Origin of the sequence: Pseudomonas songnenensis (assembly GCF_003696315.1) — a bacterium.
In the GTDB taxonomy this organism is placed as follows: Bacteria; Pseudomonadota; Gammaproteobacteria; order Pseudomonadales; family Pseudomonadaceae; genus Stutzerimonas; species Stutzerimonas songnenensis.
Genome location: NZ_RFFN01000002.1, coordinates 732061 through 755053, shown reverse-complemented (window position 1 = coordinate 755053; position 22993 = coordinate 732061). Strand labels below are relative to the sequence as shown.

Sequence of the window (22993 nt, the reverse complement as noted above, 5' to 3'; positions counted from 1 at the left end):
AATAAAACGCCCGCACCACGGGGCCTAAGATGTAATAGCAACTAGCTATTGGAGGCCTATTGCCTTACATTTTTTTTGCATAGGCGATTGGCAAAAGATGCCCCTATACTCGGTTGAAACGAGACAGGTATTAATCCATCCATTGGCCAATATCGATTGATAATATCAATAGTTGTACTCAGTCCACACTGACAAGCAGGGAACCAAAATGCGCAAACTGACCCCACTCTGGAGTGCAATGCTGTTGGCGATGGCTTGCACCCAAGCACAGGCGATGAGCCTTACCGAAGCGATTCAGAGCACCCTTGAAAACCATCCGGAACTGCGCGCCGACATCAACAGCCGGCTGACTGCCGATGAGCAGGCGAAAATGGCCAAGGGCGGCTATTTGCCTACCGTTGATCTTGTGCTCGCGTACGGACGCGAGCACACGGACAGCCCGACAACCCGTGCACTGGGCAACCACAACACTGAAACGCTGAACGCACGCGATGCCGAGGTTCGGCTGCGGCAGATGCTGTTTGACGGTTTCAACACGCCAAACGAAGTGGACCGTACCGAAGCGGTGGTGAACGCGAGGGCCTATCAGGTGCTTGGCACAACCGAAAGCCTCGCCCTGCGCACCGTCCAGGTATACCTGGACGTGTTGAAGCGCCGCGAGATGGTGGCGCTGGCGGAGAACAACCTGCAGGCACACCTGCGTATCAACGACCAGATCGGCCTGCGCCGCCAGCGCGGTGTCGGCAGCAACGCGGACGTCGACCAGTCCGAAGCCCGTCGAGCCCTGGCCGAGAACAACCTGTACACCGAGCAGGTGAACCTCGCTGATGCCGAAGCGAATTTCGTAAGCGTGGTTGGCCGCCTCCCGGACCAACTGGAAACACCGGCATCGCTACGCGGCGAGCTGCCCACCACCGTGCTCGACGCACGCCAGCGCGTGGTCGAGAACAACCCGTACCTGAAATCCGCACAGGCGGATGTTCAGGCTGCGGAGAAGCAGTACGAAATCGCCAAGTCGCCGTTCTACCCACGCTTCGACGTCGAGCTGGCCAGCGGCGCCAACGACAACGTGGGAGGCCAGGAAGGTCACTACAACAGCTGGCGAGCCGCAGTGGTGATGAACTACAACCTGTTCAACGGCAACCGCGACACAGCTCGCCTGCGCGGTGCTTCGCACCAGATCAACCAGGCGATGGACATTCGCAACAATGCCCTTCGCCAGCTCAACGAGAACCTCTCCCTAGCCTGGAACGCGATGGAGAACGCACGCCTGCAAACGCCCAAAGCCCGCGAATATGCCGATTACACCCGCAACGTACGCGAGGCCTATCAGCAGCAGTTCGGCCTCGGTCAGCGCACCCTGCTCGACCTGCTGGACAGTGAGAACGAGCTGTTCACCGCCAACCGACGCTACACCGATGTGCGCTACACCGAGGAGTTCTCGATGTACCGCGTCATCGCAGCGATGGGCGATCTCGCTCGCGTCAAGAACGTCGTGGTTCCCAGCGAAGCGACCGCTCTTTCCGAAGTGAAGAGCGAAGCGCGTTTACCGGAACTGAGATAAGCCTGCACAGGAGTTCGACCATTTGACGACCATGGAACGGGTAGCGCCGTCGAGCGATCCGCGGCTCAGCCACGACGATCCGCTGCTCGACGGGCTACTGATCCTGTGCAAACAGCACGGCTGCGTTGCCAGCCGTGCGAGTTTGAGCGCGGGTTTGCCGATGCCCAACCAGCGCTTGAGTGCGACACTGCTCCCGCGGGCAGCTGCCCGCGCCGGGCTGCAGGGGCGCGTGATAAAGCGCAAGCTGACGGCAATATCCGCCCTCAACCTCCCGGTTCTACTCCTGCTGAAAGATGGCCGCAGCGCGGTGCTAGCCAAGTGGGGCGACGACAACCAGGCGTTGATTCTGCCCAGCGAGGCCGAGGGCGGCGAGCAATGGGTGGCCAAGGACGCGCTGGCGGAGGACTACAGCGGCGAGGCGTTCTTCGCCCGCCCACGACATGAGCTCGAAGAGACACGTAACCCGCTGTTGCCGCGAGTGCATGCCTGGTTTCGCGACACGCTGAAGCTGTCACGCTGGCTGTACGCCGACGCAATGGTCGCCACGCTGCTGGTCAACACGCTGGGCTTGATGGTCCCGCTGTTCGTCATGCAGACCTATGATCGCGTGGTACCCAACCAGGCGACAGCCACGCTTTGGGTACTGGCCATAGGTCTGTTCATCGGAACGTCATTCGAACTGCTGCTGCGCGTGCTGCGCGCGCACCTGCTCGATACCGCCGGCAAAAAGACGGACGTGGTGCTGTCGGCCACGCTGTTCGAGCGCATCACCGGCATGACAATGAATTCCCGCCCGGCGACCGTCGGCGGTTTCGCACAGAGCATTCACGACTTCCAGGGGCTGCGCGACTTTCTTACCGCGGTCACCTTGACCAGCCTGATCGATCTGCCCTTCGCGCTGCTGATCATCCTGGTCATCGGCCTGATCGGCGGCTGGCTGGTGGTGATACCGCTCCTCGCCTTTCCGATAACCGCTCTGTTCGCGCTGATCATTCAGACCCGCCTGAGAGACACGGTGCAAAAAAGCCTGGCGCTCGCCTCCGAACGGCAAGCCTTGCTGGTGGAGACCCTGGGTGGCCTGGAGACGCTGAAGGCCTGTGGTGCCGAGAGCGAGCGCCAGCATCGCTGGGAACAGACTCACGGCGCGCTCACCCGGCTCGACAGCCATGCCCGGATGCTGTCTGCGATCGCAATGAACGGCACGCTTTTTTTACAGCAATTCGCCGGCATGGCGACAATCGTGGCAGGTGTCTACAGCATCATCGCCGGCGATCTCAGCGTAGGCGCACTGGTCGCCTGCTATATGCTTGGAAGTCGCGTGCTATCACCGCTGGGACAGATCGCCAGCCTGATCACCCGTCTGCAGCAGGCGCGGCTGACGATGAAAAGCACCGATGCGCTAATGGCACTGCCCCAGGAGCGTCAGGAGAAGCAACGCCCGCTGGAGCGGACTCACCTGAACGGTGCCCTCGACCTGCGACAACTGACATTCACTTATCCGGGGCTCAGCAGTCCATCGCTGCGCAACATCAACTTCCATATCGCGCCAGGCGAACGGGTTGGCATCATCGGCCGCAGCGGCTCGGGCAAGAGCACCCTGGCACGTCTGATCATGGGGCTGTACGCACCCGATGAAGGGCAGATCCTCGTCGACGGCCTGGATTTGCGGCAGATAGACGTAGCGGATCTGCGTAGCCAGATCGGCTATGTCTCGCATGACATGCCGCTGCTGGCCGGCAGCCTGCGCGACAACATGACCTTGGGCGCACGCTACGTCAGCGACGAGCGCATGCTTGAAGTGGCCAAGCTCACCGGCGCCTATGAACTGGCAAGACAGCACCCGCTCGGCTTCGACCGGCCTGTAGGTGAGCGCGGCCAACTGTTATCCGGTGGCCAGCGCCAGCTTGTGCTTATGGCGCGCGCCCTGCTGCTCGACCCGCCGATTCTGCTGCTTGACGAGCCCACCAGTGCGATGGACAACAGCAGTGAGGATGCACTGCGGCACCACCTGCTGGGCTGGTCCCAAGGCAAAACGATGCTGCTGATTACCCATCGCATGTCCATGCTCAGCCTGGTCGAGCGCCTGGTCGTACTGGACTGCGGACGCGTTGTCGCGGACGGCCCGAAAGCGGCGGTCATCGAAGCACTGCGCAAAGGGCATGTGGGGCCGGCGTCGGTATGAAACATGCCGACATGACGTATCGCGCACCGGCTGCAGTGGCAGCCATCCGCAACGGAGTTTCGCAATGATGCCTGGGCCGATGGTGTTTTTCGGCAAGTTTGGCCGCCGCAAGCAGGACACCGAGTACATGCCCGAAATCCAGGGCGCGATTCTCGAGGACTCTCCGTGGCTGGCTCGCCTGACCGTCTGGTTGACGACGCTGCTGCTCGCCGGAGTGCTGATCTGGGCCAACTATGCCGTGCTCGAGGAGGTGACCACGGGAGAAGGCAAGGCGATTCCCTCCAGCAAGATCCAGACGGTGCAGAACCTTGAGGGCGGCATCGTGGCGCAGATATACGTCCGTGAGGGACAGGTAGTGAACAAGGGCGACACGCTGCTGCGCCTGGATAACACGCGATTTCTCTCCAATCAGGAGGAAACCGAAGTGGAACGCTTGTCGCTGCTCGCACGAGTCGAGAGGCTGGCAGCCGAGGCGGAAGGTCGGCCGCTCGCCCTTCCGGAAGAGATCACCCGCGATGCGCCACAGTTGGCCGAAGACGAACGCGCCCTCTATGAATCGCGCCAGCAGCGCTTGCGCAGCGAGCAGCGAATCCTCAAGGAGCAGCTGACGCAGAAACAGCAGGAGGTCGCCGAATTTCGCTCCAAGCAGCAACAGTACCGTTCCAGCCTGTCGCTCATTCAGCAGGAGCTGAACATGTCGACTCCGCTTGTGGAAACAGGCGCGATCTCGCAGGTTGAGATCCTGCGACTACGCCGGAGCATGGTCGATGTGCGCGGCGCACTCGATGCCACCACGCTCGCTCTGCCGCGCGCCGAGGCAGCTGCCAGCGAAATCCAGAGCAGAATCGAACAATCCGAACTCGCCTTCCGTGCCGAAGCCTTCAAGGAGCTGAATGCCGCTCGCACGCTGCTGCAGAAGATCACCGCCACCAGCGTGGCGATCGATGACCGCGTCAGCCGCACGACGGTGGTCTCACCAGTACATGGCATCATCAAGCAGCTGAAGGTCAACACGATTGGCGGCGTGGTACAGCCCGGCAGCGACCTGCTGGAAATTGTGCCGCTGGAAGACAGCCTGCTGATCGAAGCCAAGGTGCGACCGCAGGACATTGCCTTCCTGCATCCTGGGCAGAAGGCAATGGTCAAGTTCTCGGCTTACGACTACACGATTTACGGCGGCCTGAAAGCCAATCTGGAACTGATCAGCGCGGACACCATCACCGACAAGGATGGGCGCAGTTTCTATCTGATCCAGGTTCGCACGGAGAAGAACTACCTGGGCTCGCCTGGGCACCAACTGGTGATCATCCCCGGAATGGTCGCTACCGTGGACATCATCACCGGCGAAAAAAGCGTGCTGGATTACATGCTCAAGCCCATTCTCAAGGCACGACACGAAGCACTGCGCGAACGTTAGGTCGGATCACTTCTGCTCGACACGACAACCGACCGGCACCGCAATCAAGCGCCGCCGGCGTGGTTGCGCTGGTATGTGAGCGCACCCATCGCGTCGATCTGCCCCTCGATCAGCGCGTCGAACGGACGTAGCAGCTCATCGAATTCCGCAGGCCTTTCCAGGATATTCAGTGCTGTGACGATCGCCTCGATGGTCGACAGCGCCCCCGGCATCGGTGCCTTGCGCAGACGATAGCGGGATGCCAGCCCTTCCGGCAGCGCTACCCGCGGCAGTGCTGCCAGCCATGGGTTGATATGCAAAATCTTGCGCGCCTTGCGCCAGGTCCCATCCGGCACGATCAGTCGGATAGGTCGGTCTGCGCCGGCAAGTGTGCTCAGCGGCACCGCCTCTTCGCCGGGAAACAACAGATAGCTCGGCACGTCGCCGCTGGATTCATCGGTGAAATTCTCGCCGACCCGCAGCTGCGCGTTACGCAACCCCAACACCGCCAAGCGCGCCGTATTCAAGGCGTGGCTCGCTTCGCTGGCATGCTGCAGGACAAGCACCTGAGTGCGACTATCCAGCGAGGGTATCAATGCACACAGACAGAGCGACAAGGGGCGCTGGCAGCGCGAACATCGTGGACGGGACATGGCTCACCTCGGCGGCGGAGTCTGCCATATCCGGCGTCAATGTGCAGACCGACTATGCTTGCACCGACCCCATGACAAGGAGCTGGCATGATCACAGTCCATCATCTGAATCACTCCAGATCGCATCGCGTCCTCTGGCTGCTGGAGGAACTGGAACTGCTCTATGAGATAAAGCGCTATCCCCGTGACCCGAAGACGATGCTCGCCCCCGCCGAGCTCAAAGCCGTTCATCCGCTGGGAAAATCGCCGGTGATCACCGATGGCGAACTGACGCTGGCCGAGTCGGCAGCCATTCTGGAATATCTGCTGGAGCGATATGGAAATGGCCGGCTCGCGCCGCAAAGCAGCAACGCGGAGTACCGCAGGTTTCGCTATTGGATGCATTACGCCGAAGGTTCGGCGATGCCGCCGATGTTGCTCAAGCTGGTATTCGACCGGGTCGCCACCGGGCCGATGCCCTTCTTTATCCGCCCGGTGGCACGCGCGATCGCCAAGGGCGCCAATCGGGCCTTCATCGGGCCGCAGCTAAAGACTCATCTCGATTACATGGAAGCGAAACTGGGGAAGTCCGACTGGTTCGCTGGAGATGCCTTCAGCGCGGCGGACATACAAATGAGCTTTCCGATCGAAGCGGCGCGCGCCAGAGCTGGACTGGACGAGAGCCGCCCGCGGCTGATGAATTTCCTGCAGCGCATACAACAGCGGCCCGCCTATAAACGAGCCGTGGAACGCGGAGGACCCGCCTTGCCCGCCGCGTAGCGGACTGGCCGCGTTACCGGGAAGCGCGGCGGTCCTGCTCGCGGCGGGCGCGCACTGGAATAGGCTGCATACGAGGCGGCTCGATCAAGCCAAGAGCGACCGCCAGCTTCCAGAACATTTCATTGAGCCTTGCTTTCATGGTCACACCCTCCTGCCAGATAACGGGTTACATCGGAGCCATGCAGGCTTCACGGACAGCATAATCCAACTTTCCAACTGACGCTCGTGCGCTTTGCTGCCGAGGGCTCCGCAATTAGCGCCGCTTTGTTACGGCGCTTTACAACTGCGACCGGGGCGGTGCAAAGGCGTTCCACCAGAACCTGTTCATCGGCGGCAAGGCACTACAGGTTGTACGCTCAATTACGGTCAGCCTTGCGCCGATAAGGGAACACGTCGATCACCTTGCCGCCGCGAATCGCGTCCTGCAGACCCTTCCAGTAATCCGCGTCATACAGCTCGCCATGCAGGCTGGCAAACAGCCGACGCTGCCCATGGTCGGCGAACAGAAAGCGCGGAAACTCTTCAGGGAACACGTCATTCGGCCCCACCGAATACCATGGCTCCGACGCCATCTCGTCTTCCGGGTAACGCGGCGGAGGGATATGGCGGAAATTCACCTCGGTGAGATAGCTGATCTCGTCGTAATCGTAGAACACCACCCTTCCATGGCGGGTAACGCCGAAGTTCTTCAACAGCATGTCGCCGGGAAAGATATTGGCTGCCGCCAGCTGCTTGATGGCAAGCCCATAGTCTTCCAGCACCTCGCGTACCTGCTGTTCGCTGGCGTTTTCCAGATAGAGATTAAGCGGCGTCATGCGCCGCTCGGTCCAGCAGTGGCGCACCAGCACGGTATCGCCCTGCACCTCTACCGTAGAGGGCGCTACTTCCAGCAGTTCGGCCAGGCATTCCGGATCGAACTTGGCCTTGGGAAAGCGGAAGTCGGCAAACTCCTGGGTGTCGGCCATGCGCCCTACCCGGTCGACGCTTTTCACCAGGCGATACTTTTCGATCACAGTGGCACGGTTGACGCTCTTGATCGGCGAGAAGCGATCCTTGATCAGCTTGAACACCGTATTGAAGCCGGGCAGCGTGAACACCGTCATCACCATCCCGCGCACACCGGGCGCCATGACGAAGCGATCGTCGGTGTTGGCCAGGTGATCGATCAGCGCGCGGTAGAACTCCGACTTGCCGTGCTTGTAGAACCCTATCGAGGTATACAGCTCGGCGATGTGCTTGCCAGGCAGGATGCGCTTGAGAAAGCCGACGAATTCCGCCGGGATCGGCACCTCGACCATGAAGTACGAGCGCGTGAAGGAAAAGATGATCGACACCTCCGCTTCGTCGGTGATCAGCGCATCGGCAACGATGCCTTCACCCTCGCGGTGCAACAACGGGATCACCAGCGGCCACTGCTCATCGCAGGTGAAGATGCGGCCGAGCAGGTAGGCGCCCTTGTTGCGGTACAGCACCGAGACGAACAGTTCGACGGTCAGCTCCGGGTCCTTGCAGACCCAATCGGGCAGCGTTTCGCACAGCTGCGTTTGCAACCGCTGGAGGTCTCCCGTCAGATCACAATAGGGTACGGCGAAGGCGTAATCGCTCAGGATCTGCTCCAGCATCCCCGCCAGATCGCCGTTGGGCCGGTAGGTGCGCGTCTGTGCCTGGCGCTCCTGAACGCGCACCGCCGGCCGGGTGGTATGGATAAACATGGTGCCATCACTGATGCAGTCATGGCTGAACAGCCCGCAGAAGATCGAGTTGTACCAGGTCTCCGAAAGCTCGTCGTCGAAGCGTGGATTGATCAGCTCGATATAGGCGCTCTTGATCTGCGGCCAGGCTTCGACCTGAAGCAGATCGGCATGATCGAAGCCGGCCAGCAAGCCACGCCGGGTTTCCCCGACCTTCTCCTCATAGAGATTGATGCGCGCTGCCGAGGCGCGCTGCGCCTCCTGCCACTGCGCCTGTTCGAAGCGAGACCGAGCACCTTCGGTGATCACGCGGAAGTGCTCGCGATAGTCGTCGAAACCGAGAAGGATCTGCCGAGCAATTTCAGCGGCCAGTTTCTGCTCCACCATGATGCACCCACTGCAGGACATGAACGTCCGCCGAGCTTAGCAGCACGCGGTTTGAAAGTCGGTTTCGGATTGCCTGTTGGCAGATGGGCGACAACACTTGCAGCTCCCTTGTGCTAGAAGCTCGCTTCATGCGTCCGCTCGATATGTTTCGCCTGCTTGCCCTCGCCGCCATCTGGGGCGCGAGTTTTCTCTTCATGCGTGTCATCGCGCCAGTCCTTGGCACCTTTCCCACAGCATTCTTTCGCGTGCTGCTGGCAACTGCAGGGCTGCTGGCAATCCTCGCCGTGCTGCGCAGGCGCTGGGATTTTCGCGGCAAGCTCGGCCTGTGCCTGGTGCTTGGCGTGATCAACTCGGGCGTACCGTTCGCCCTGTATGCGGTGGCCGCACAACTGATGCCGGCGGGTTATTCGGCCATCTTCAATGCCACCACGCCAATGATGGGTGTGCTGATAGGCGCGCTGTTCTTCGCTGAGGAACTGACGCTTGCCAAGGTGCTGGGAGTATTCAGCGGGCTAGCCGGTGTGGCACTGCTGATGCGCATCGGCCCGGTGCCATTGGATATGGGGCTGCTGCTCGGAGCCCTGGCATGCCTGGGCGCCACTGCCTGCTATGGTTTGGGCGGTTTTCTCACGCGCCTCTGGATCAACCGGGACGGCGGGCTGGATAGCGAAATGGTTGCCTTTGGCAGCCAGGCCGGCGCCGCACTGTGCCTGTTGCCACTGTTCGGATGGTCGCTGCTGAACGCTCCGCCGCAGAGCTGGGGCGATACCAGCGTCTGGCTCAGTCTGCTTGGGTTGGGCCTGGTCTGCACGGCGTTCGCCTACATCCTCTACTTCCGGCTGCTGGCCGATATCGGACCGGTGAAGACCCTGACGGTGACGTTCCTGATCCCACCGTTTGGTGTGCTATGGGGCGTGCTGTTTCTCGATGAGCCACTGTCCTGGGCCTACGTTCAGGGCGGTGCGCTGATCGGGCTGGCGTTGTGGCTGATCCTGCGCCAGGCGCCAGCCGCTCAGGCACAGGCCGACGCGCGACGCAGTTGATTTGCTCAACTGCGTCGCAATGCACTACTGCATTACTGCATTACTGCATTACTGCACCAGCTCCTGCTCGCTGAACATGTCGCTGAACAGCATGCTGGACAGGTAGCGCTCGCCCGAGTCAGGCAGGATGACGACGATGTTCTTGCCCTGCATTTCCGGTCGCTCGGCCAGTCGAACAGCGGCCGCCATCGCCGCACCGCAGGAAATGCCGCAGAGAATGCCCTCCTCGCGCATCAGCCGCAGGGCCATCTGCTTGGCCTCTTCGTCATCGACCAGCTCGACCCGATCGACCATGGACAGGTCGAGGTTCTTCGGCACGAATCCGGCGCCGATGCCCTGGATCTTGTGCGGACTGGGTTTGACCTCATCACCGGCAAGGGTCTGGCTGATGACCGGCGAGCTGGTCGGTTCCACGGCCACGCTAAGAATCTGCTTGCCCTTGGTGTTCTTGATATAGCGCGAGACACCGGTGATTGTCCCGCCAGTACCGACACCCGCCACCAGCACGTCGACGCTCCCATCGGTGTCGTTCCAGATTTCCGGACCGGTGGTCTTTTCATGGATGGCCGGGTTGGACGGATTCTCGAACTGTTGCGGCATGTAGTACTGCTCGGGATTCGAGGCGGCAATTTCGGTTGCCTTCTCGATCGCGCCTTTCATGCCCTTGGCCGGCTCGGTGAGCACCAGCTCGGCACCCAGCGCTTTGAGTACCTTGCGCCGCTCCAGACTCATGGACGCCGGCATGGTGAGCATCAGCTTGTAACCACGCGCCGCGGCAACAAACGCCAGACCGATGCCGGTATTGCCCGAGGTAGGTTCGACCAGCGTCATGCCCGGCTTGATCCGACCGCTGCTTTCGGCATCCCAGATCATCCCGGCGCCGATCCGGCACTTGACCGAATAGGCAGGGTTGCGGCCCTCGATCTTGGCCATGATGGTGACGCCCTTGGGGCCGAGGCGATTGATCATGACCAGCGGGGTGTTGCCGATGGAGCGTGCGTTGTCTGCAAATATGCGACTCATGGGAATGCCCTGTCCGAGGAGTATCAGACCAATCAGCCTATGCGCAGTCCATGCAGCAGTCCAGCCGAACTCACAACCGCGACCCGGGGTCCATCGTCAACATCCCGCTCATCTCCGGACCGCCATGACCCGTCGCCTGCTTCCCCTGTGGATCCTGCTCTCGATCGGCCTGCTGCTGATCCTCTTGCATCTCGCTCTGCCGCATCTGGTGCGCAACTACCTGAACGAGAAAATGGCCGACATGGGCGACTATCAGGGGCATGTCGAAGACGTCGACCTCGCCTGGTGGCGCGGCGCGTACCGTGTCGAAGGCCTGCTGATCGAGAAGAAGGACAAGCGCGTACAAGCACCTCTGCTCAAGGCGCCGGCGATCGACATCGCCATCAGCTGGGATGGCATTCTGCGACACCGAGAGATCGTCGGCGAAGTCGTTTTCGAGCAACCTCATTTGAATTTCGTCGATGGCGGTGACAGTGGCGACTCGCAGAATGGGGAAGGCGTCGACTGGCGTGATCAGCTCGACGCACTGGTACCGATCACGCTCAACGAGATTCGCGTCGTCGATGGCCAATTGTCGTTCCGCAACTTCTCCTCCGACCCGCAAGTACACGTCTACGCCAGCGATATCCAGGCCAGCCTGTACAACCTGACCAATACCGACGATGCCGACGGCACCCGGACAGCTTTCTTCGAGGGCACGGGCAAGCTGTTCAATCAGGCCCCCATCGAAGCGACCGCCAGCTTCGATCCGTTCACCGACTGGGAGGATTTCGAAGTCAATCTGCGCGTCACTGGAGTGCCGCTGAAACAGCTGAACGACCTCAGTCGCGCCTACGCCAATTTCGATTTCGCCGGCGGCACGGGTGACCTCGTCGTCGAAGTCGAAGCCAACGACAGTCAGCTCGACGGCTATATCAAGCCGCTGCTGCGCAATGTCGACATCTTCGACTACGAGCAGGACGTCGCCAACGAGAACAAGGGTTTCTTCCGCGGACTGTGGGAGGCGGTGGTCGGCGGCGGACAGGAAGTTCTGAAGAACCAGCGCAAGGACCAGTTCGCCACGCGTGTGGAGCTGTCCGGCACGACCAAGGAGACGGACGTCAGCCCGTTCCAGGCGTTCATCGCGATACTGCGCAACGCATTCGTCGAAGCCTTCACTGCGCGCTTCGAGCGTGCGCTGGACGAAGACGAATAACTGGAAGGCGTCACCAGAAACGCGCGGCCAGACATTCAGTGACTGAATGATGCGCTCGCGTTCACAGCCGCACGGCCTTCCCTTATAGTCCTCCACCTGACTACAACGAGTGCCTGCGTGCCAGGCCCCGCCGAAGGAATCCGCAATGAAATTCGAAGGCACCCAGTCCTACGTCGCCACCGACGACCTGAAACTTGCAGTGAATGCCGCCATCACCCTGCAACGTCCCCTTCTGGTCAAGGGCGAGCCAGGCACCGGCAAGACCATGCTGGCCGAGCAGCTCGCCGAATCGTTCGGCGCCAAGCTCATCACCTGGCACATCAAGTCCACCACCAAAGCGCATCAGGGCCTTTACGAGTATGACGCGGTAAGCCGCCTGCGTGATTCGCAGCTGGGCGTGGACAAAGTCCACGACGTGAAGAACTACATCAAGAAGGGCAAGCTGTGGGAGGCCTTCGAGAGCGACGAGCGGGTCATCCTGCTGATCGACGAGATCGACAAGGCCGACATCGAGTTCCCCAACGACCTGCTGCAGGAACTCGACAAGATGGAGTTCTACGTCTACGAGACCAACGAGACGATCAAGGCGACCCAGCGGCCGATCATCATCATCACCTCCAACAACGAGAAGGAACTTCCGGACGCGTTTCTGCGCCGCTGCTTCTTCCACTACATCGCCTTCCCTGACCGGGAAACGCTGCAGAAGATCGTCGACGTACATTATCCCGGCATCAAGCAGTCGCTGGTCAGCGAAGCCCTCGACGTCTTTTTCGATGTGCGCAAGGTGCCAGGGCTGAAGAAGAAGCCCTCGACCTCAGAGCTGGTCGACTGGCTCAAACTGCTGATGGCCGACAACATCGGCGAAGCCGTGCTGCGCGAGCGCGACCCGACCCGCGCGATCCCGCCGCTGGCCGGTGCGCTGGTCAAGAACGAGCAGGACGTGATGCTGCTCGAGCGTCTAGCCTTCATGAGTCGGCGCGCCAACAGCCGCTGATCGAAGCCGGCTTCGGTGAGCCGGCTGCGAACTCACTGGAGGAAGATCATGCAAACGCATACTGGTAGCTGCCTGTGTGGCGTCGTGCGCTATCGCATCGACGCACCCATCAACGAGCTGACTCACTGCCACTGCAAGATGTGTCGCAAGGCCCATGGCGCAGCGTTCGCCACTTACGCGAGCGTACCGCTGGAAGCCTTCCACATCATGTCGGGCAAGGACCAGCTGGGCGTCTACCACTCCTCCGAACACGTGACGCGCACCTTCTGTATCCGTTGCGGCTCGAATCTTCAGTTCGTCGACAACCGCGAACACCAGCTTGGGATCGCGGCCGGCACCCTCGATTCACCGCTACCGGAGCCGCCGCAATCGCATATCTACGTCGACTCCAAGGCCGACTGGTACGAGATTCGCGACGGGATGCCCCAATACAACGGCGACAGCCCCCGCTGAGCGCCCCGAACATTGCGCGCCAACCGCGGTGCGCCAGAGGTTTTCTGCCATGCTGCTTGGCCTGTTCAATGAGATGCGCGCCGCCAAGGTGCCAGTGTCGGTACGCGAACTGCTGGACCTGATCGACGCGCTCAAACACCGCGTCGTGTTTGCCGACATGGATGAGTTCTATTTCCTTGCGCGCACCGTGATGGTCAAGGACGAACGCCACTTCGACAAGTTCGACCGCGCCTTCGGCGCCTACTTCAAGGGCCTGGAAAACCTCGATCAGCATCTCGAAGCGCTGATCCCGGAAGACTGGCTGCGCAAGGAGTTCGAGCGCAGCCTGAGCGATGAAGAGCGCGCACAGATCCAGTCTCTCGGCGGCCTGGACAAGCTGATCGAAGAATTCAAGAAGCGTCTCGAGGAACAGAAGGAACGCCACGCCGGTGGCAACAAGTGGATCGGCACCGGTGGCACCAGCCCGTTCGGCTCGGGCGGCTACAACCCCGAAGGCATTCGTATCGGCGATGCCGGCAAGCGCCAGGGCAAGGCGGTGAAGGTCTGGGATCAGCGCGAGTACAAGAACCTCGACGATCAGGTCGAGCTCGGTACGCGTAACATCAAGATCGCCCTGCGTCGCCTGCGCAAGTTCGCTCGTCAGGGCGCGGCGGACGAACTCGATATCGACGGCACCATCGACCACACCGCGCGGGATGCCGGCCTGCTCAATATCCAGATGCGACCGGAGCGGCGCAACGCGGTGAAGCTGCTGATCCTGTTCGATATCGGCGGCTCGATGGACGCCCACGTGAAGGTCTGCGAGGAGCTGTTTTCAGCCTGCAAGACCGAGTTCAAACACCTAGAGTACTTCTACTTCCACAACTTCATCTACGAATCGGTATGGAAGAACAACTTCCGCCGCACCTCGGAGCGCACCTCGACGCTGGATGTACTGCACAAGTACGGCGCGGACTACAAGGTGGTGTTCGTCGGTGACGCGGCGATGGCGCCCTATGAGGTCACCCAGCCGGGCGGAAGTGTCGAGCACTGGAACGAGGAAGCCGGCTACGTCTGGATGCAGCGCTTCATGGAGAAGTACAAGAAACTCATCTGGATCAACCCCTACCCCAAGGACACCTGGGGCTACACCTCTTCCACCGGCATCATTCGCGAGCTGGTGGAAGACCGTATGTATCCGCTGACGCTGAGCGGACTGGAGGAAGGGATGAAGTTTCTGGCCAAGTGATCGCCTGGAGATGCCTGCAAGCCGGTGCGTCCGCACCGGGCCTGCCGGGATAGCCGCAAGTAGTCAGCGATACCCCTTGTAGCGCCGCGCTCGTGATCTGAATGGAAAGCTTGCCGCCACCAGCAGGCTTTCCACCAGCCAGGCCAGCAACAACGCGCAGCTCAGTCCCCAGGCGATGGCTTCGGGGACGAGCAGAACCTGATATCGGTAGCTGTTCCACACCTGTTGGCGCAGGCTGCGCTCGGCGCCGAGGAGTACATGCACGGCGCGCGCATACCAGGGCTGCTGCATCGCCTGCCACTCCCGTTCCAGCATCTGCGCGCGGCGCACCAGCTGCTCCACGCTTTGCGCATCGCTCTGGAAAACCGGGTCGTCACTGTCGCGGTAGTGCTGGACCAGCGCATGGATATCGCCATTGAAAAAGCGCTGCGCCGTCTCCTGAAAGCCCTGCAACCCCTGCTGAGCCTCCAGCCGCCTGGCTTCTACATGCTGGGCGTATGCCTCGATAAAGCCAGGCACCTGGATACCCACCAACAGGCCAAAGGCGAACAGGGTGAGGCGCAGGTAGCTTCTCAGCATTCGGTCACTTTTCCTTGGGCGATGCATTCGCCGAGCCGCCACAAACTCCATTGGCCGGGCTCATGCAATGTCCATTGTTCATTGTTGGTTAGCGGCTCGGTGGCCAGAACCGTGACGACATCATCAGGTGTGGTTTCGGCGTGGAAATTCACTGTCAGTTCGGCGTCTCGCAGCTGCGCCGGACCGAATGGAGCACGCCGGGTGATCTCTGCCAGCTTGGTACTGCAGAAACTGAACAACCACTCTCCATTGCTCAGCAGGCAGTTGAACACGCCCTTGCGGCGGTACTCGATGCACGCGCCCAGCAATACGGGCAAAACGCTTTCCGGCGCGCAGCGGTCAGGAAAGTCCAGACGGATCCGGTTCAACAGATCACAGAAAGCTCGCTCGCTGTCCGTGTCGCCAACCGGACGATAAATGCCTTTTGGCGGCTCGAAATCGGAGAGCTGGCCGTTGTGCGCAAAGCACCAATGCTGCCCCCATAACTCGCGAACGAAAGGATGCGTATTGACCAGGGAAACCTTGCCGACATTGGCATGACGAATATGGCCGATCACCACCTCGCTCTTGATCAGGTAGCGCTGCACCATCTTCGCCACTTCAGACTCGCAGCTGGCGACCGGATCCTGGAACAACCGCAGGCCGCGACCTTCGTAGAAGGCGATACCCCAGCCGTCCTTGTGCGGCCCGGTCTTTCCGCCTCGCTGCATCAGGCCGGTAAAACTGAAAACGATATCGGTGGGAACGTTGGCGCTCATGCCAAGCAGCTCACACATGCGTCATCTCCCGAGAGTTTCTGCCTCGTTCTGGCCGACTTATAGCCGCGGTTCGGTACGCATACGCCCACGTGACGGCGCGTAATCGCGCTCGTAGTCGTCGTCCCCTTGATCGTCCATGCGTTCGCGCAGCGTTCGGTTATCTTCATCCGCAGCCTGGCTCTCGCCGCGCCGTCCGTACTTGCGCTCGATGGGCCAACGAATGGCTACCAGCAGCAGATATAAGCCAAAGGCGATCAGACCGTACATCGCCAGATCAGCCACGGCACGCCACGCGTTGTTGCCGACCTTGAACGCCAGGTCCATGGCAGTAATGGCCACAGCAGGCGCGAACAGTTCCTTCGCCGGGTCGACGATGGTCGGGGTGAAGAGCAACACGGCAGCGAGCAAGCGCAGCGGCTCGCGCAACCAGCGCCACATCCAGCGCGTTACCCGGAACCAGAACAACAGGCACCCAAGCGCCGCTATCCCGTACAGGGTCCAGGCGAGCGAATAGTCGGAGTCGAACATCGGCATGGCGTTTTCTCGATACAGCGCGCGGCAACAAAGGCGGCCATGATAGCAGTCAGTGCCCCCTCGCCGTCATTGATGGTGACAACAAGCCACTGGCGGACCCACGAGCAAGATCGTATAAACCTCTTAAACGAAAGGGTAATCCCCATATCGCCGGACCGGCCACGGACTCTGGCAACCGGCACGAAGGAGAAAGCACGCCATGCCCTACAAACACATACTGGTCGCCATCGATCTGACCGAGGAATGCCACCCTGTCGTCGCCCGCGCGCAGGTACTTGCCAGTACATCAGGCGCCAAACTGAGCCTGGTACATATCATCGAGCCAATGGCCATGGCCTTTGGCGGCGATGTGCCAATGGATCTGTCGATGCTGCAGCAACAGCAGTTCGACCAGGCCCGTGGCCGCATGAACGGCTTCGCCGACAGCTACCCGGGTCTGGCTCCGGAAAACCGTCACCTCGCCTACGGACAACCCCGCCAGGAAGTGCATCGGCTGGCAAAGGAACAGGGTTGCGACCTGATCGTGGTCGGCAGTCACGGGCGCCACGGGCTTGCCCTGCTGCTGGGCTCGACCGCCAACGACATCCTGCACGGCGCGCCCTGCGATGTGCTGGCGGTACGCTTGAAGAAAGCGGAATAGGTATTCGTCGCTGCGCAGGATGGCCGCCACCCTGCGCACACCGAGCCGATCAGATCGCTTCGACGCCGTCGCCCGCACTCATGACAAGCGGCCGGATCTTCTGCAGTTGAGTCTCGAGTGAATAGGTCAGACTGGACGCCATCGAGAAGAACGTCAGAAAGGCCTTGAGATTGGAGTCGGCGTGACAGGTGTCGTGAATGCGCTGCCAGAACGCCTGATTGACCAGTTGCAGCTGCTGAAAGGAACGCACCAGTCCGCGCAGCTCCCAGTCGGCATGCCGGCCTTCGCGCAAGTTGAAATATTGCCGGGCCAGATACAGCGACACCGCGCGCAGAACGAACTCATGATTGCTGGCGAACGGCAAATGCTGCTTGGCCATTGGCTTCAGCCGTCCGAGCACCGGGCAGGCGCTGGTGGCCATGATCACGCCGAGCAGCGCGCGCAAGCCCTCATCCAGGCCAACCTGTTTGGTGTATTCACGCTCGGGCGTGCGTACCCACACCAGGGCCTTTTGTACGGCCGGTAACCCCTGGAAGTCCTCGATTACCCGGTGCAGATCGACCGCGGCGGGGCAATGACTGAAATCGTCCTTGCTCAGCGGGCAGTTCGAACAGCGCTGGTGATCGAGCCGGGTCCATTTCGGCGCCTGCGCGGCGACCTCCTTGTCGTACTCACGATCCAGTTCGATCCGGTAACTGAAGTCGTGTTCATCATCCAGGGTGATGCGGTATTCGATTGCCATTAACGCTCCATCATGACTGCATGATCCGATACGGATACTTAACTACGCGCCAGCAGGCTGGGCATTGATCCATCTCATAAGCCGTGATCGAGACCCGTTGCACCGCGCCCTCTCGCTGCGCGGCGCAGCTATGAAAACCGCGCCCGCGTATGCACGGCCGGTTACTCCTCGAGTTCGGCCCAGCGCTCCAGCAAGCCATCGAGCTCGGCCTGCAACGTCTCGAGACGGCTCAACACGGCAGCGGTTTTATCAGCCGCCTGCTGATAAAACGCCGGGTCGGAAATCTCCGCCTGCAAGGCCTCGATCGCCTTTTCCGCCTCGTCGATCTGACCGGGCAAAGCCTCCAGTTCGCGCTGCAGCTTGTAGCTGAGCTTCTTCTTGGCCGGCGCAACCTCGGCAACCACCGGAGCGACAGGCGCTTGCTGCGCTTTCTTCGCATCCTTCGCTTCGCCGCCGGACTCGGCAACACCCAGCAAGCGGGGCGAACCGCCCTGACGCAGCCAGTCCTGATAACCGCCAACGTACTCGCGCACTTCACCGCCGCCCTGGAACACCAGCGTGCTGGTGACCACGTTGTCGAGGAAGGCACGGTCGTGGCTCACCATCAGCACGGTGCCCTGGAAGCCAAGCAGCACTTCTTCAAGCAGTTCCAGCGTTTCCACATCGAGATCGTTGGTCGGTTCGTCGAGCACCAACAGGTTCGCCGGCTTGCTGAACAGTTTGGCGAGCAAGAGCCGTGCCCGCTCACCTCCGGACAGTGCCTTGACTGGCGTTCGGGCCCGTTGCGGACTGAACAGGAAGTCGCCGAGATAGCTCAGCACGTGTCGGTTCTGCCCATCGATGGTGATGAACTCGCGACCTTCGGCGAGGTTGTCGACCACGGTCTTCTCCAGCTCCAGCTGGTGACGCAATTGGTCGAAATACGCCACTTCGAGTTTGGTGCCGAACTCGATGGAGCCGCTGGTAGGGTGCAGTTCTCCGAGCAGCAGCTTGAGCAGCGTGGTCTTGCCGGTACCGTTGGCGCCGAGCAAACCGATGCGATCGCCGCGCTGGATGACCATGGAAAAGTCCCTGATCAGCGGCTCGCCACCTACGTGAGCGAACGTCACCTGCTCGGCGACGATGACCTGCTTGCCGGACTTTTCCGCGGTTTCCACCTGGAAAGTGGCCTTGCCTTGGACATTACGGCGCTCGCTGCGCTCCGCGCGCAATGCCTTGAGCGCACGCACACGACCCTCGTTACGGGTGCGCCGCGCCTTGATGCCCTGGCGAATCCACACTTCTTCCTGAGCCAGCTTCTTGTCGAACAGCGCGTTGGCCGTTTCCTCTGCCGCCAGTTGCTGCTCCTTGTGCACCAGGAAGCTGGCGTAGTCCCCGTTCCAGTCGATCAGGTGACCACGATCCAGCTCGAGGATCCGAGTCGCCAGGTTCTGCAGGAACGCCCGGTCGTGGGTGATGAACAGTACGGCACCGTTGAAGCCGGTCAGTGCCTCTTCCAGCCAGGCGATCGCGCCGATATCCAGGTGGTTGGTTGGCTCGTCGAGCAGCAGCAGATCAGGCTCGGACACCAGCGCCTGAGCCAGCAATACCCGTCGGCGCCAGCCACCGGACAACTCGGCAAGCGTACGGTCGGCGGGCAGCTGCAGGCGACTCAGGGTGCTGTCGACCAACTGCTGCAAACGCCAGCCATCCTTCGCTTCGAGCGCCTGCTGCACGTGCATCAGCTTCTCGAGGTCGGCCTCGTCCTGGATGTTCTGGCTGAGGTGGTGGTACTCGGCGAGCAACTCGCCGACTCCGGCCAAGCCCTCGGCGACCACGTCGAAGACGGTGCGGTCATCCGCACGAGGCAGTTCCTGCGGCAGCTCGCCTATCTTCAGGCCCGGAGCACGCCAGATTTCACCGTCATCGGCGCTGCGGTCGCCCTTGACCAGGCGCAGCATGCTGGATTTGCCAGTGCCATTGCGGCCGATGATGCAGACCCGCTCGCCCCGCGCAATCTGCCAGGACACGCCGTCCAGCAACGGCGTAGTGCCGTAGGCGAGGGATACATCGGTGAACTTGAGCAGGGTCATGGCTACCTCCGGAAAACAGGGCGCGCATTCTATCAGATAGCTGCCGGCCGCCCGCTGCGGGCGCCGCTTTATCGGCCGCACGGGCGCGGTCGCGCCCTTTCGGCGGACAGCGCGGTAGCGAATGGCGACGTACGCTCGTCGGAAGTGCGCGTTTGTTTGTTACCGGAGCTTAATGCGCGTTTAACTGGCCGATGCGGCAGGCTAAGCTAGCCCCTGCAGCAGGCCGTTTCGTGTGTCGCCCCGGCACTCACGTAGCCTGTCACCTCAACGCCCCCCGTTTTACGGATGTACCATGCGCGGCCGACTCTCCAGTTTGTGTTTCTGCCTGTTTGTTTCAGTAATCGGCCTGGATGCGTCCGCCGCCAGCCTCAGTCAACAACGCCAGTACTACGACGAAGCCAAACAGGCCCTCGCCAAGGGCGACAGCGGGCCGTATCGCCGCTATCAGAGCGCGCTGCGTGACTATCCCCTGGAGCCATACCTTGCCTACGACGAGCTGACTCATCGACTGAAGTCGGCGAGCAACCAGGAAGTCGAGAAATTTCTCGCCGAGCATGGCGATCTGCCACAGATCAGCTGGATGAAGCTGCGCTGGCTGCGCCTGCTGGCTGCTCGCGGCGACTGGCAGACCTTTACCCGCTATTACGACCCGAAGATGAACTTCACCGAGCTGGACTGCCTGTTCACTCAGTATCAGCTGCGTAACGGTCTCCCTGGCGCTGATGCCGCGACCGAGCGGCTGTGGCTGGTGGGCAAATCGCAGCACAATTCCTGCGACCCACTGTTCGAGCTTTGGGAATCCAAGGGTCTCCTGACCGAAGACCGACGCTGGAAGCGCACCAAACTGGCCGTGGAGAGCGGCAACTACGGGGTCGCCAGCTTCCTGGTGAAACGTCTGCCTACGCTGCAGAGCCAGGGTCAGCTGATGATCGACGTCGCGCAGAAACCTCAGCTGCTTCGCCAGTCTGAACGCTTCTCGCCGACCAGCCCGGCGATGGCCGACGTCGTTTCGATCGGCCTGCGGCGCCTCGCGCGCCAGGACCCCGAGCAGGCGCTCAATCTGCTCGATGGCTACGCCCACCGCTTTGCGTTTTCGCCCGAGGAGAAGGTCGCCATCGCCCGGCAGATCGGGCTGACCCTGGCCAAACGCTTCGATGCACGCGCGCTCAAGGTCATGGCCGAGTACGATCCGGAGCTGCGCGACAACACCGTCACCGAGTGGCGCACCCGTCTGCTGCTGCGCCAGGGCCAGTGGGATGAAGCCTACAAGCTGACGCAGCGCTTCCCGGATGAGCTGGCCAATACCAACCGTTGGCGCTACTGGCAGGCGCGCAGCCTGCAAATGGCCAAGCCGGAGAGCAAGCAGGCCGCCCTGCTCTATCAGCCGGTGGCTGAGGAGCGGGACTTCTATGGCTTTCTGTCGGCCGACCGCATCCAGGCGCCTTACAAGCTGAACCATCAGCCACTGGCGCTCGATCCGAAGGTTGTACAGAAGGTGCGCAATACCGCAGGTATTCGCCGCGCACTGGAGTTCCACGACCGCGGGCAGATCGTCGATGGCCGCCGCGAGTGGTATCACGTCAGCCGGCTGTTCAGCCGCGACGAGATGGTCGCGCAGGCGCGCATCGCCTATGAAAAGGAATGGTACTTCCCGGCCATCCGCACCATCAGCCAGGCCCAATATTGGGACGACCTCGATATCCGCTTCCCCATGGCCCATCGCAATGCGCTGGTCCAGGCCTCACGGGCGCGCGAGATCCATCCCAGCTGGGCGTTCGCAGTGACCCGCCAGGAAAGTGCGTTCATGGCCGACGCTCGCTCGCATGTCGGCGCCACCGGTCTGATGCAGCTCATGCCTGCCACCGCCAAGGAAACCGCCAAACGCTTCAACATCCCGCTGGCCTCGCCGCAGCAGGTGCTCAACCCGACCACCAATATCCAGCTGGGCACCGCTTATCTCAGCCAGATCTACGGGCAGTTCAATGGCAACCGCGTGCTCGCCTCCGCCGCTTACAACGCCGGGCCCGGTCGCGTCCGCCAATGGCTGCGCAACGCCGAGCACCTGTCGTTCGATGTGTGGGTGGAAAACATTCCGTTCGACGAGACCCGCCAGTACGTGCAGAACGTGCTGACCTACTCGGTCATCTATGGGCAGAAGCTGAACTCACCGCAACCGCTGGTGGAATGGCACGAGCGCTACTTCGAATCGCAATAGCGAGCGCCATTGACGATGGCCGGCGCGGGCCGGCCATCGTCACGCCTATCCGCCGTCATGCGAGAACCTCTACCGGCTCACCGACTGCTAGCTCGCCTGTGCCTTCTGCAATCAGGTTCTGCCCGAAGAACACCCCACCCTGCCCTTTGCGATACGACAGCAGTGTGTTCAGCGGCTCGCGATCCGGCTCGCGCTCTGCTGTGAACGGGTCAAGTGTGGGAATGACGCAGCGGGAACAGGGCTTGACCACACGAAAGGTCAGCTGGCCGATACGAATACGCTTCCAGCTGTCCTCGGCGTAAGGTTCCGCGCCGCTGACGACCAGATTCGGGCGAAAGCGCAACATATCCAGTGGACGCCCGACACGGGCGATCAGGTCATCCAGCGATGCCTGGCCAATCAGCAGAAACGGGAATCCATCGCTGAAGGCCGTACGCTCGCCGAGCCGCGCATAGTCGAGATCGACCTGAATGCCATCGTCCGGCGGCATGTATACGAGCCGACAGGCCTGGCCAAGAAAGCTGGTCAGCCAAGCAGCCGCCTCTTCTCCGGCATCCGGCACAACGGCATTGGAACTCCAGATCTGCACGCAGCGCATTTCGCGCGCATCGGGCACCGGCACCAGCACTTCCGGCATGCCTGGCGCCGTCAGCCGCAGGGCCATCTGGCGCTGCCAGCGTGCCTGCAGCAGCGCCATCCGCGGCGCCACGCGCTGGGTGAGGAAGCGCCCGGTTCCGGCTGCGACTACCATCCAGCGCCGGTCGCCAACCAGGCCGAGCGCATCACTGGCACCGTGCTGCAGCGATTCACCGGCGCCGGACTTGAGCGGAAAGCGATAGAGCGATGAGAGATGCATGCCGCGCCTCCTCGAAGGGAAAGCGCAGC

Annotated in this window: 21 protein-coding genes; 11 read left to right on the top strand and 10 right to left on the bottom strand. The window is 61.5% G+C overall.

Going from position 1 to position 22993, the window contains the following annotated elements:
* The first annotated feature begins 208 nt into the window (after window positions 1–208).
* The 3 genes from EA798_RS07970 (at window position 209) to EA798_RS07960 (ending at window position 5163) form a co-directional block, all read left to right on the top strand.
* Entirely contained in the window at window positions 209–1564 is a 1356-nt protein-coding gene (locus EA798_RS07970) for a TolC family outer membrane protein (protein ID WP_106158416.1), read from the top strand.
* A gap of 31 nt (window positions 1565–1595) precedes the next feature.
* Window positions 1596–3746 carry a type I secretion system permease/ATPase gene (locus tag EA798_RS07965; protein ID WP_122098591.1) on the top strand — a complete coding sequence of 717 codons (2151 nt, stop codon included), beginning with the start codon at window positions 1596–1598 and terminating at the stop codon, window positions 3744–3746.
* A 64-nt stretch (window positions 3747–3810) separates the two neighbouring features.
* The gene (locus tag EA798_RS07960; RefSeq protein WP_122098590.1) at window positions 3811–5163 is read left to right on the top strand and encodes an HlyD family type I secretion periplasmic adaptor subunit; all 1353 of its coding nucleotides are present in this window, start codon (window positions 3811–3813) and stop codon (window positions 5161–5163) included.
* A 44-nt stretch (window positions 5164–5207) separates the two neighbouring features.
* Here the strand turns inward: EA798_RS07960 and EA798_RS07955 are convergent, their stop codons facing one another.
* Complete coding sequence (locus EA798_RS07955) at window positions 5208–5795, bottom strand: tRNA-uridine aminocarboxypropyltransferase (protein WP_122098589.1); 588 nt, start codon at window positions 5793–5795, stop codon at window positions 5208–5210.
* Window positions 5796–5882: 87 nt separating this feature from the next.
* Here EA798_RS07955 and EA798_RS07950 point away from each other — a divergent pair, with 87 nt between their 5' ends.
* Window positions 5883–6554 (top strand): glutathione S-transferase, encoded by a 672-nt coding sequence (locus EA798_RS07950; protein ID WP_122098588.1) that lies wholly within the window; start codon window positions 5883–5885, stop codon window positions 6552–6554.
* A gap of 13 nt (window positions 6555–6567) precedes the next feature.
* On the opposite strand, the gene EA798_RS20805 is transcribed toward EA798_RS07950, so the two are convergent.
* Both EA798_RS20805 and aceK read right to left on the bottom strand, forming a co-directional pair.
* Entirely contained in the window at window positions 6568–6693 is a 126-nt protein-coding gene (locus tag EA798_RS20805) for a PA1414 family protein (RefSeq protein ID WP_256075639.1), read from the bottom strand.
* Between the two features lie 217 nt (window positions 6694–6910).
* Entirely contained in the window at window positions 6911–8632 is a 1722-nt protein-coding gene (gene aceK / locus EA798_RS07945) for a bifunctional isocitrate dehydrogenase kinase/phosphatase (RefSeq protein ID WP_106158411.1), read from the bottom strand.
* Between the two features lie 128 nt (window positions 8633–8760).
* Here aceK and EA798_RS07940 point away from each other — a divergent pair, with 128 nt between their 5' ends.
* Window positions 8761–9675 (top strand): DMT family transporter, encoded by a 915-nt coding sequence (locus EA798_RS07940; protein WP_122098587.1) that lies wholly within the window; start codon window positions 8761–8763, stop codon window positions 9673–9675.
* 48 nt (window positions 9676–9723) lie between these two features.
* On the opposite strand, the gene cysK is transcribed toward EA798_RS07940, so the two are convergent.
* Complete coding sequence (gene cysK / locus EA798_RS07935; protein ID WP_106158409.1) at window positions 9724–10698, bottom strand: cysteine synthase A; 975 nt, start codon at window positions 10696–10698, stop codon at window positions 9724–9726.
* A 124-nt stretch (window positions 10699–10822) separates the two neighbouring features.
* Here cysK and EA798_RS07930 point away from each other — a divergent pair, with 124 nt between their 5' ends.
* The 4 genes from EA798_RS07930 (at window position 10823) to EA798_RS07915 (ending at window position 14568) form a co-directional block, all read left to right on the top strand.
* Window positions 10823–11893, top strand: a complete 1071-nt coding sequence (locus tag EA798_RS07930; protein WP_122098586.1) for a DUF748 domain-containing protein — start codon at window positions 10823–10825, stop codon at window positions 11891–11893.
* A 145-nt stretch (window positions 11894–12038) separates the two neighbouring features.
* On the top strand, window positions 12039–12887 hold the full coding sequence (locus tag EA798_RS07925) for an AAA family ATPase (RefSeq protein WP_106158407.1): 849 nt from the start codon (window positions 12039–12041) through the stop codon (window positions 12885–12887).
* Window positions 12888–12935: 48 nt separating this feature from the next.
* A complete protein-coding gene (locus tag EA798_RS07920; RefSeq protein WP_106158406.1) occupies window positions 12936–13340 on the top strand; it encodes a GFA family protein in 405 nt (134 codons plus the stop codon).
* Window positions 13341–13389: 49 nt separating this feature from the next.
* Window positions 13390–14568 (top strand): vWA domain-containing protein, encoded by a 1179-nt coding sequence (locus EA798_RS07915; RefSeq protein ID WP_106158405.1) that lies wholly within the window; start codon window positions 13390–13392, stop codon window positions 14566–14568.
* A gap of 63 nt (window positions 14569–14631) precedes the next feature.
* On the opposite strand, the gene EA798_RS07910 is transcribed toward EA798_RS07915, so the two are convergent.
* The 3 genes from EA798_RS07910 to EA798_RS07900 are packed head-to-tail and all read right to left on the bottom strand — an operon-like array spanning window position 14632 to window position 16439.
* Window positions 14632–15147 carry a DUF2937 family protein gene (locus tag EA798_RS07910; protein WP_122098585.1) on the bottom strand — a complete coding sequence of 172 codons (516 nt, stop codon included), beginning with the start codon at window positions 15145–15147 and terminating at the stop codon, window positions 14632–14634.
* Entirely contained in the window at window positions 15141–15923 is a 783-nt protein-coding gene (locus EA798_RS07905) for a class II glutamine amidotransferase (RefSeq protein ID WP_106158403.1), read from the bottom strand. Before EA798_RS07905 ends, EA798_RS07910 begins: the two co-directional genes overlap by 7 nt.
* Window positions 15924–15962: 39 nt before the next feature.
* Window positions 15963–16439: an MFS transporter gene (locus tag EA798_RS07900; protein ID WP_122098584.1), complete on the bottom strand. Its 477-nt coding sequence runs from the start codon at window positions 16437–16439 to the stop codon at window positions 15963–15965.
* Window positions 16440–16638: 199 nt separating this feature from the next.
* Here EA798_RS07900 and EA798_RS07895 point away from each other — a divergent pair, with 199 nt between their 5' ends.
* Window positions 16639–17079, top strand: a complete 441-nt coding sequence (locus EA798_RS07895; protein ID WP_015276691.1) for a universal stress protein — start codon at window positions 16639–16641, stop codon at window positions 17077–17079.
* A 49-nt stretch (window positions 17080–17128) separates the two neighbouring features.
* On the opposite strand, the gene EA798_RS07890 is transcribed toward EA798_RS07895, so the two are convergent.
* Both EA798_RS07890 and EA798_RS07885 read right to left on the bottom strand, forming a co-directional pair.
* Window positions 17129–17821 carry a DUF6901 family protein gene (locus EA798_RS07890; protein ID WP_106158401.1) on the bottom strand — a complete coding sequence of 231 codons (693 nt, stop codon included), beginning with the start codon at window positions 17819–17821 and terminating at the stop codon, window positions 17129–17131.
* A 161-nt stretch (window positions 17822–17982) separates the two neighbouring features.
* Entirely contained in the window at window positions 17983–19893 is a 1911-nt protein-coding gene (locus EA798_RS07885) for an ATP-binding cassette domain-containing protein (RefSeq protein ID WP_122098583.1), read from the bottom strand.
* Window positions 19894–20185: 292 nt separating this feature from the next.
* Between EA798_RS07885 and EA798_RS07880 the strand changes: the two genes are divergently transcribed.
* Window positions 20186–22108, top strand: coding sequence for a transglycosylase SLT domain-containing protein (locus EA798_RS07880; RefSeq protein WP_122098582.1), 1923 nt, complete (start codon window positions 20186–20188; stop codon window positions 22106–22108).
* A 55-nt stretch (window positions 22109–22163) separates the two neighbouring features.
* Here EA798_RS07880 and EA798_RS07875 read toward each other — a convergent pair whose 3' ends face one another.
* Window positions 22164–22964, bottom strand: a complete 801-nt coding sequence (locus EA798_RS07875) for an MOSC domain-containing protein (protein WP_122098581.1) — start codon at window positions 22962–22964, stop codon at window positions 22164–22166.
* Between the last annotated feature and the right edge of the window lie 29 nt (window positions 22965–22993).

Coding starts and splice junctions, on each gene's coding strand:
- EA798_RS07970 (WP_106158416.1), top strand. CDS start 209: ATGCGCAAACTGACCCCACTCTGGAGTGCAATGCTGTTGGCGATGGCT.
- EA798_RS07965 (WP_122098591.1), top strand. CDS start 1,596: ATGGAACGGGTAGCGCCGTCGAGCGATCCGCGGCTCAGCCACGACGAT.
- EA798_RS07960 (WP_122098590.1), top strand. CDS start 3,811: ATGATGCCTGGGCCGATGGTGTTTTTCGGCAAGTTTGGCCGCCGCAAG.
- EA798_RS07955 (WP_122098589.1), bottom strand. CDS start 5,795: ATGTCCCGTCCACGATGTTCGCGCTGCCAGCGCCCCTTGTCGCTCTGT.
- EA798_RS07950 (WP_122098588.1), top strand. CDS start 5,883: ATGATCACAGTCCATCATCTGAATCACTCCAGATCGCATCGCGTCCTC.
- EA798_RS20805 (WP_256075639.1), bottom strand. CDS start 6,693: ATGAAAGCAAGGCTCAATGAAATGTTCTGGAAGCTGGCGGTCGCTCTT.
- aceK (WP_106158411.1), bottom strand. CDS start 8,632: ATGGTGGAGCAGAAACTGGCCGCTGAAATTGCTCGGCAGATCCTTCTC.
- EA798_RS07940 (WP_122098587.1), top strand. CDS start 8,761: ATGCGTCCGCTCGATATGTTTCGCCTGCTTGCCCTCGCCGCCATCTGG.
- cysK (WP_106158409.1), bottom strand. CDS start 10,698: ATGAGTCGCATATTTGCAGACAACGCACGCTCCATCGGCAACACCCCG.
- EA798_RS07930 (WP_122098586.1), top strand. CDS start 10,823: ATGACCCGTCGCCTGCTTCCCCTGTGGATCCTGCTCTCGATCGGCCTG.
- EA798_RS07925 (WP_106158407.1), top strand. CDS start 12,039: ATGAAATTCGAAGGCACCCAGTCCTACGTCGCCACCGACGACCTGAAA.
- EA798_RS07920 (WP_106158406.1), top strand. CDS start 12,936: ATGCAAACGCATACTGGTAGCTGCCTGTGTGGCGTCGTGCGCTATCGC.
- EA798_RS07915 (WP_106158405.1), top strand. CDS start 13,390: ATGCTGCTTGGCCTGTTCAATGAGATGCGCGCCGCCAAGGTGCCAGTG.
- EA798_RS07910 (WP_122098585.1), bottom strand. CDS start 15,147: ATGCTGAGAAGCTACCTGCGCCTCACCCTGTTCGCCTTTGGCCTGTTG.
- EA798_RS07905 (WP_106158403.1), bottom strand. CDS start 15,923: ATGTGTGAGCTGCTTGGCATGAGCGCCAACGTTCCCACCGATATCGTT.
- EA798_RS07900 (WP_122098584.1), bottom strand. CDS start 16,439: ATGCCGATGTTCGACTCCGACTATTCGCTCGCCTGGACCCTGTACGGG.
- EA798_RS07895 (WP_015276691.1), top strand. CDS start 16,639: ATGCCCTACAAACACATACTGGTCGCCATCGATCTGACCGAGGAATGC.
- EA798_RS07890 (WP_106158401.1), bottom strand. CDS start 17,821: ATGGCAATCGAATACCGCATCACCCTGGATGATGAACACGACTTCAGT.
- EA798_RS07885 (WP_122098583.1), bottom strand. CDS start 19,893: ATGACCCTGCTCAAGTTCACCGATGTATCCCTCGCCTACGGCACTACG.
- EA798_RS07880 (WP_122098582.1), top strand. CDS start 20,186: ATGCGCGGCCGACTCTCCAGTTTGTGTTTCTGCCTGTTTGTTTCAGTA.
- EA798_RS07875 (WP_122098581.1), bottom strand. CDS start 22,964: ATGCATCTCTCATCGCTCTATCGCTTTCCGCTCAAGTCCGGCGCCGGT.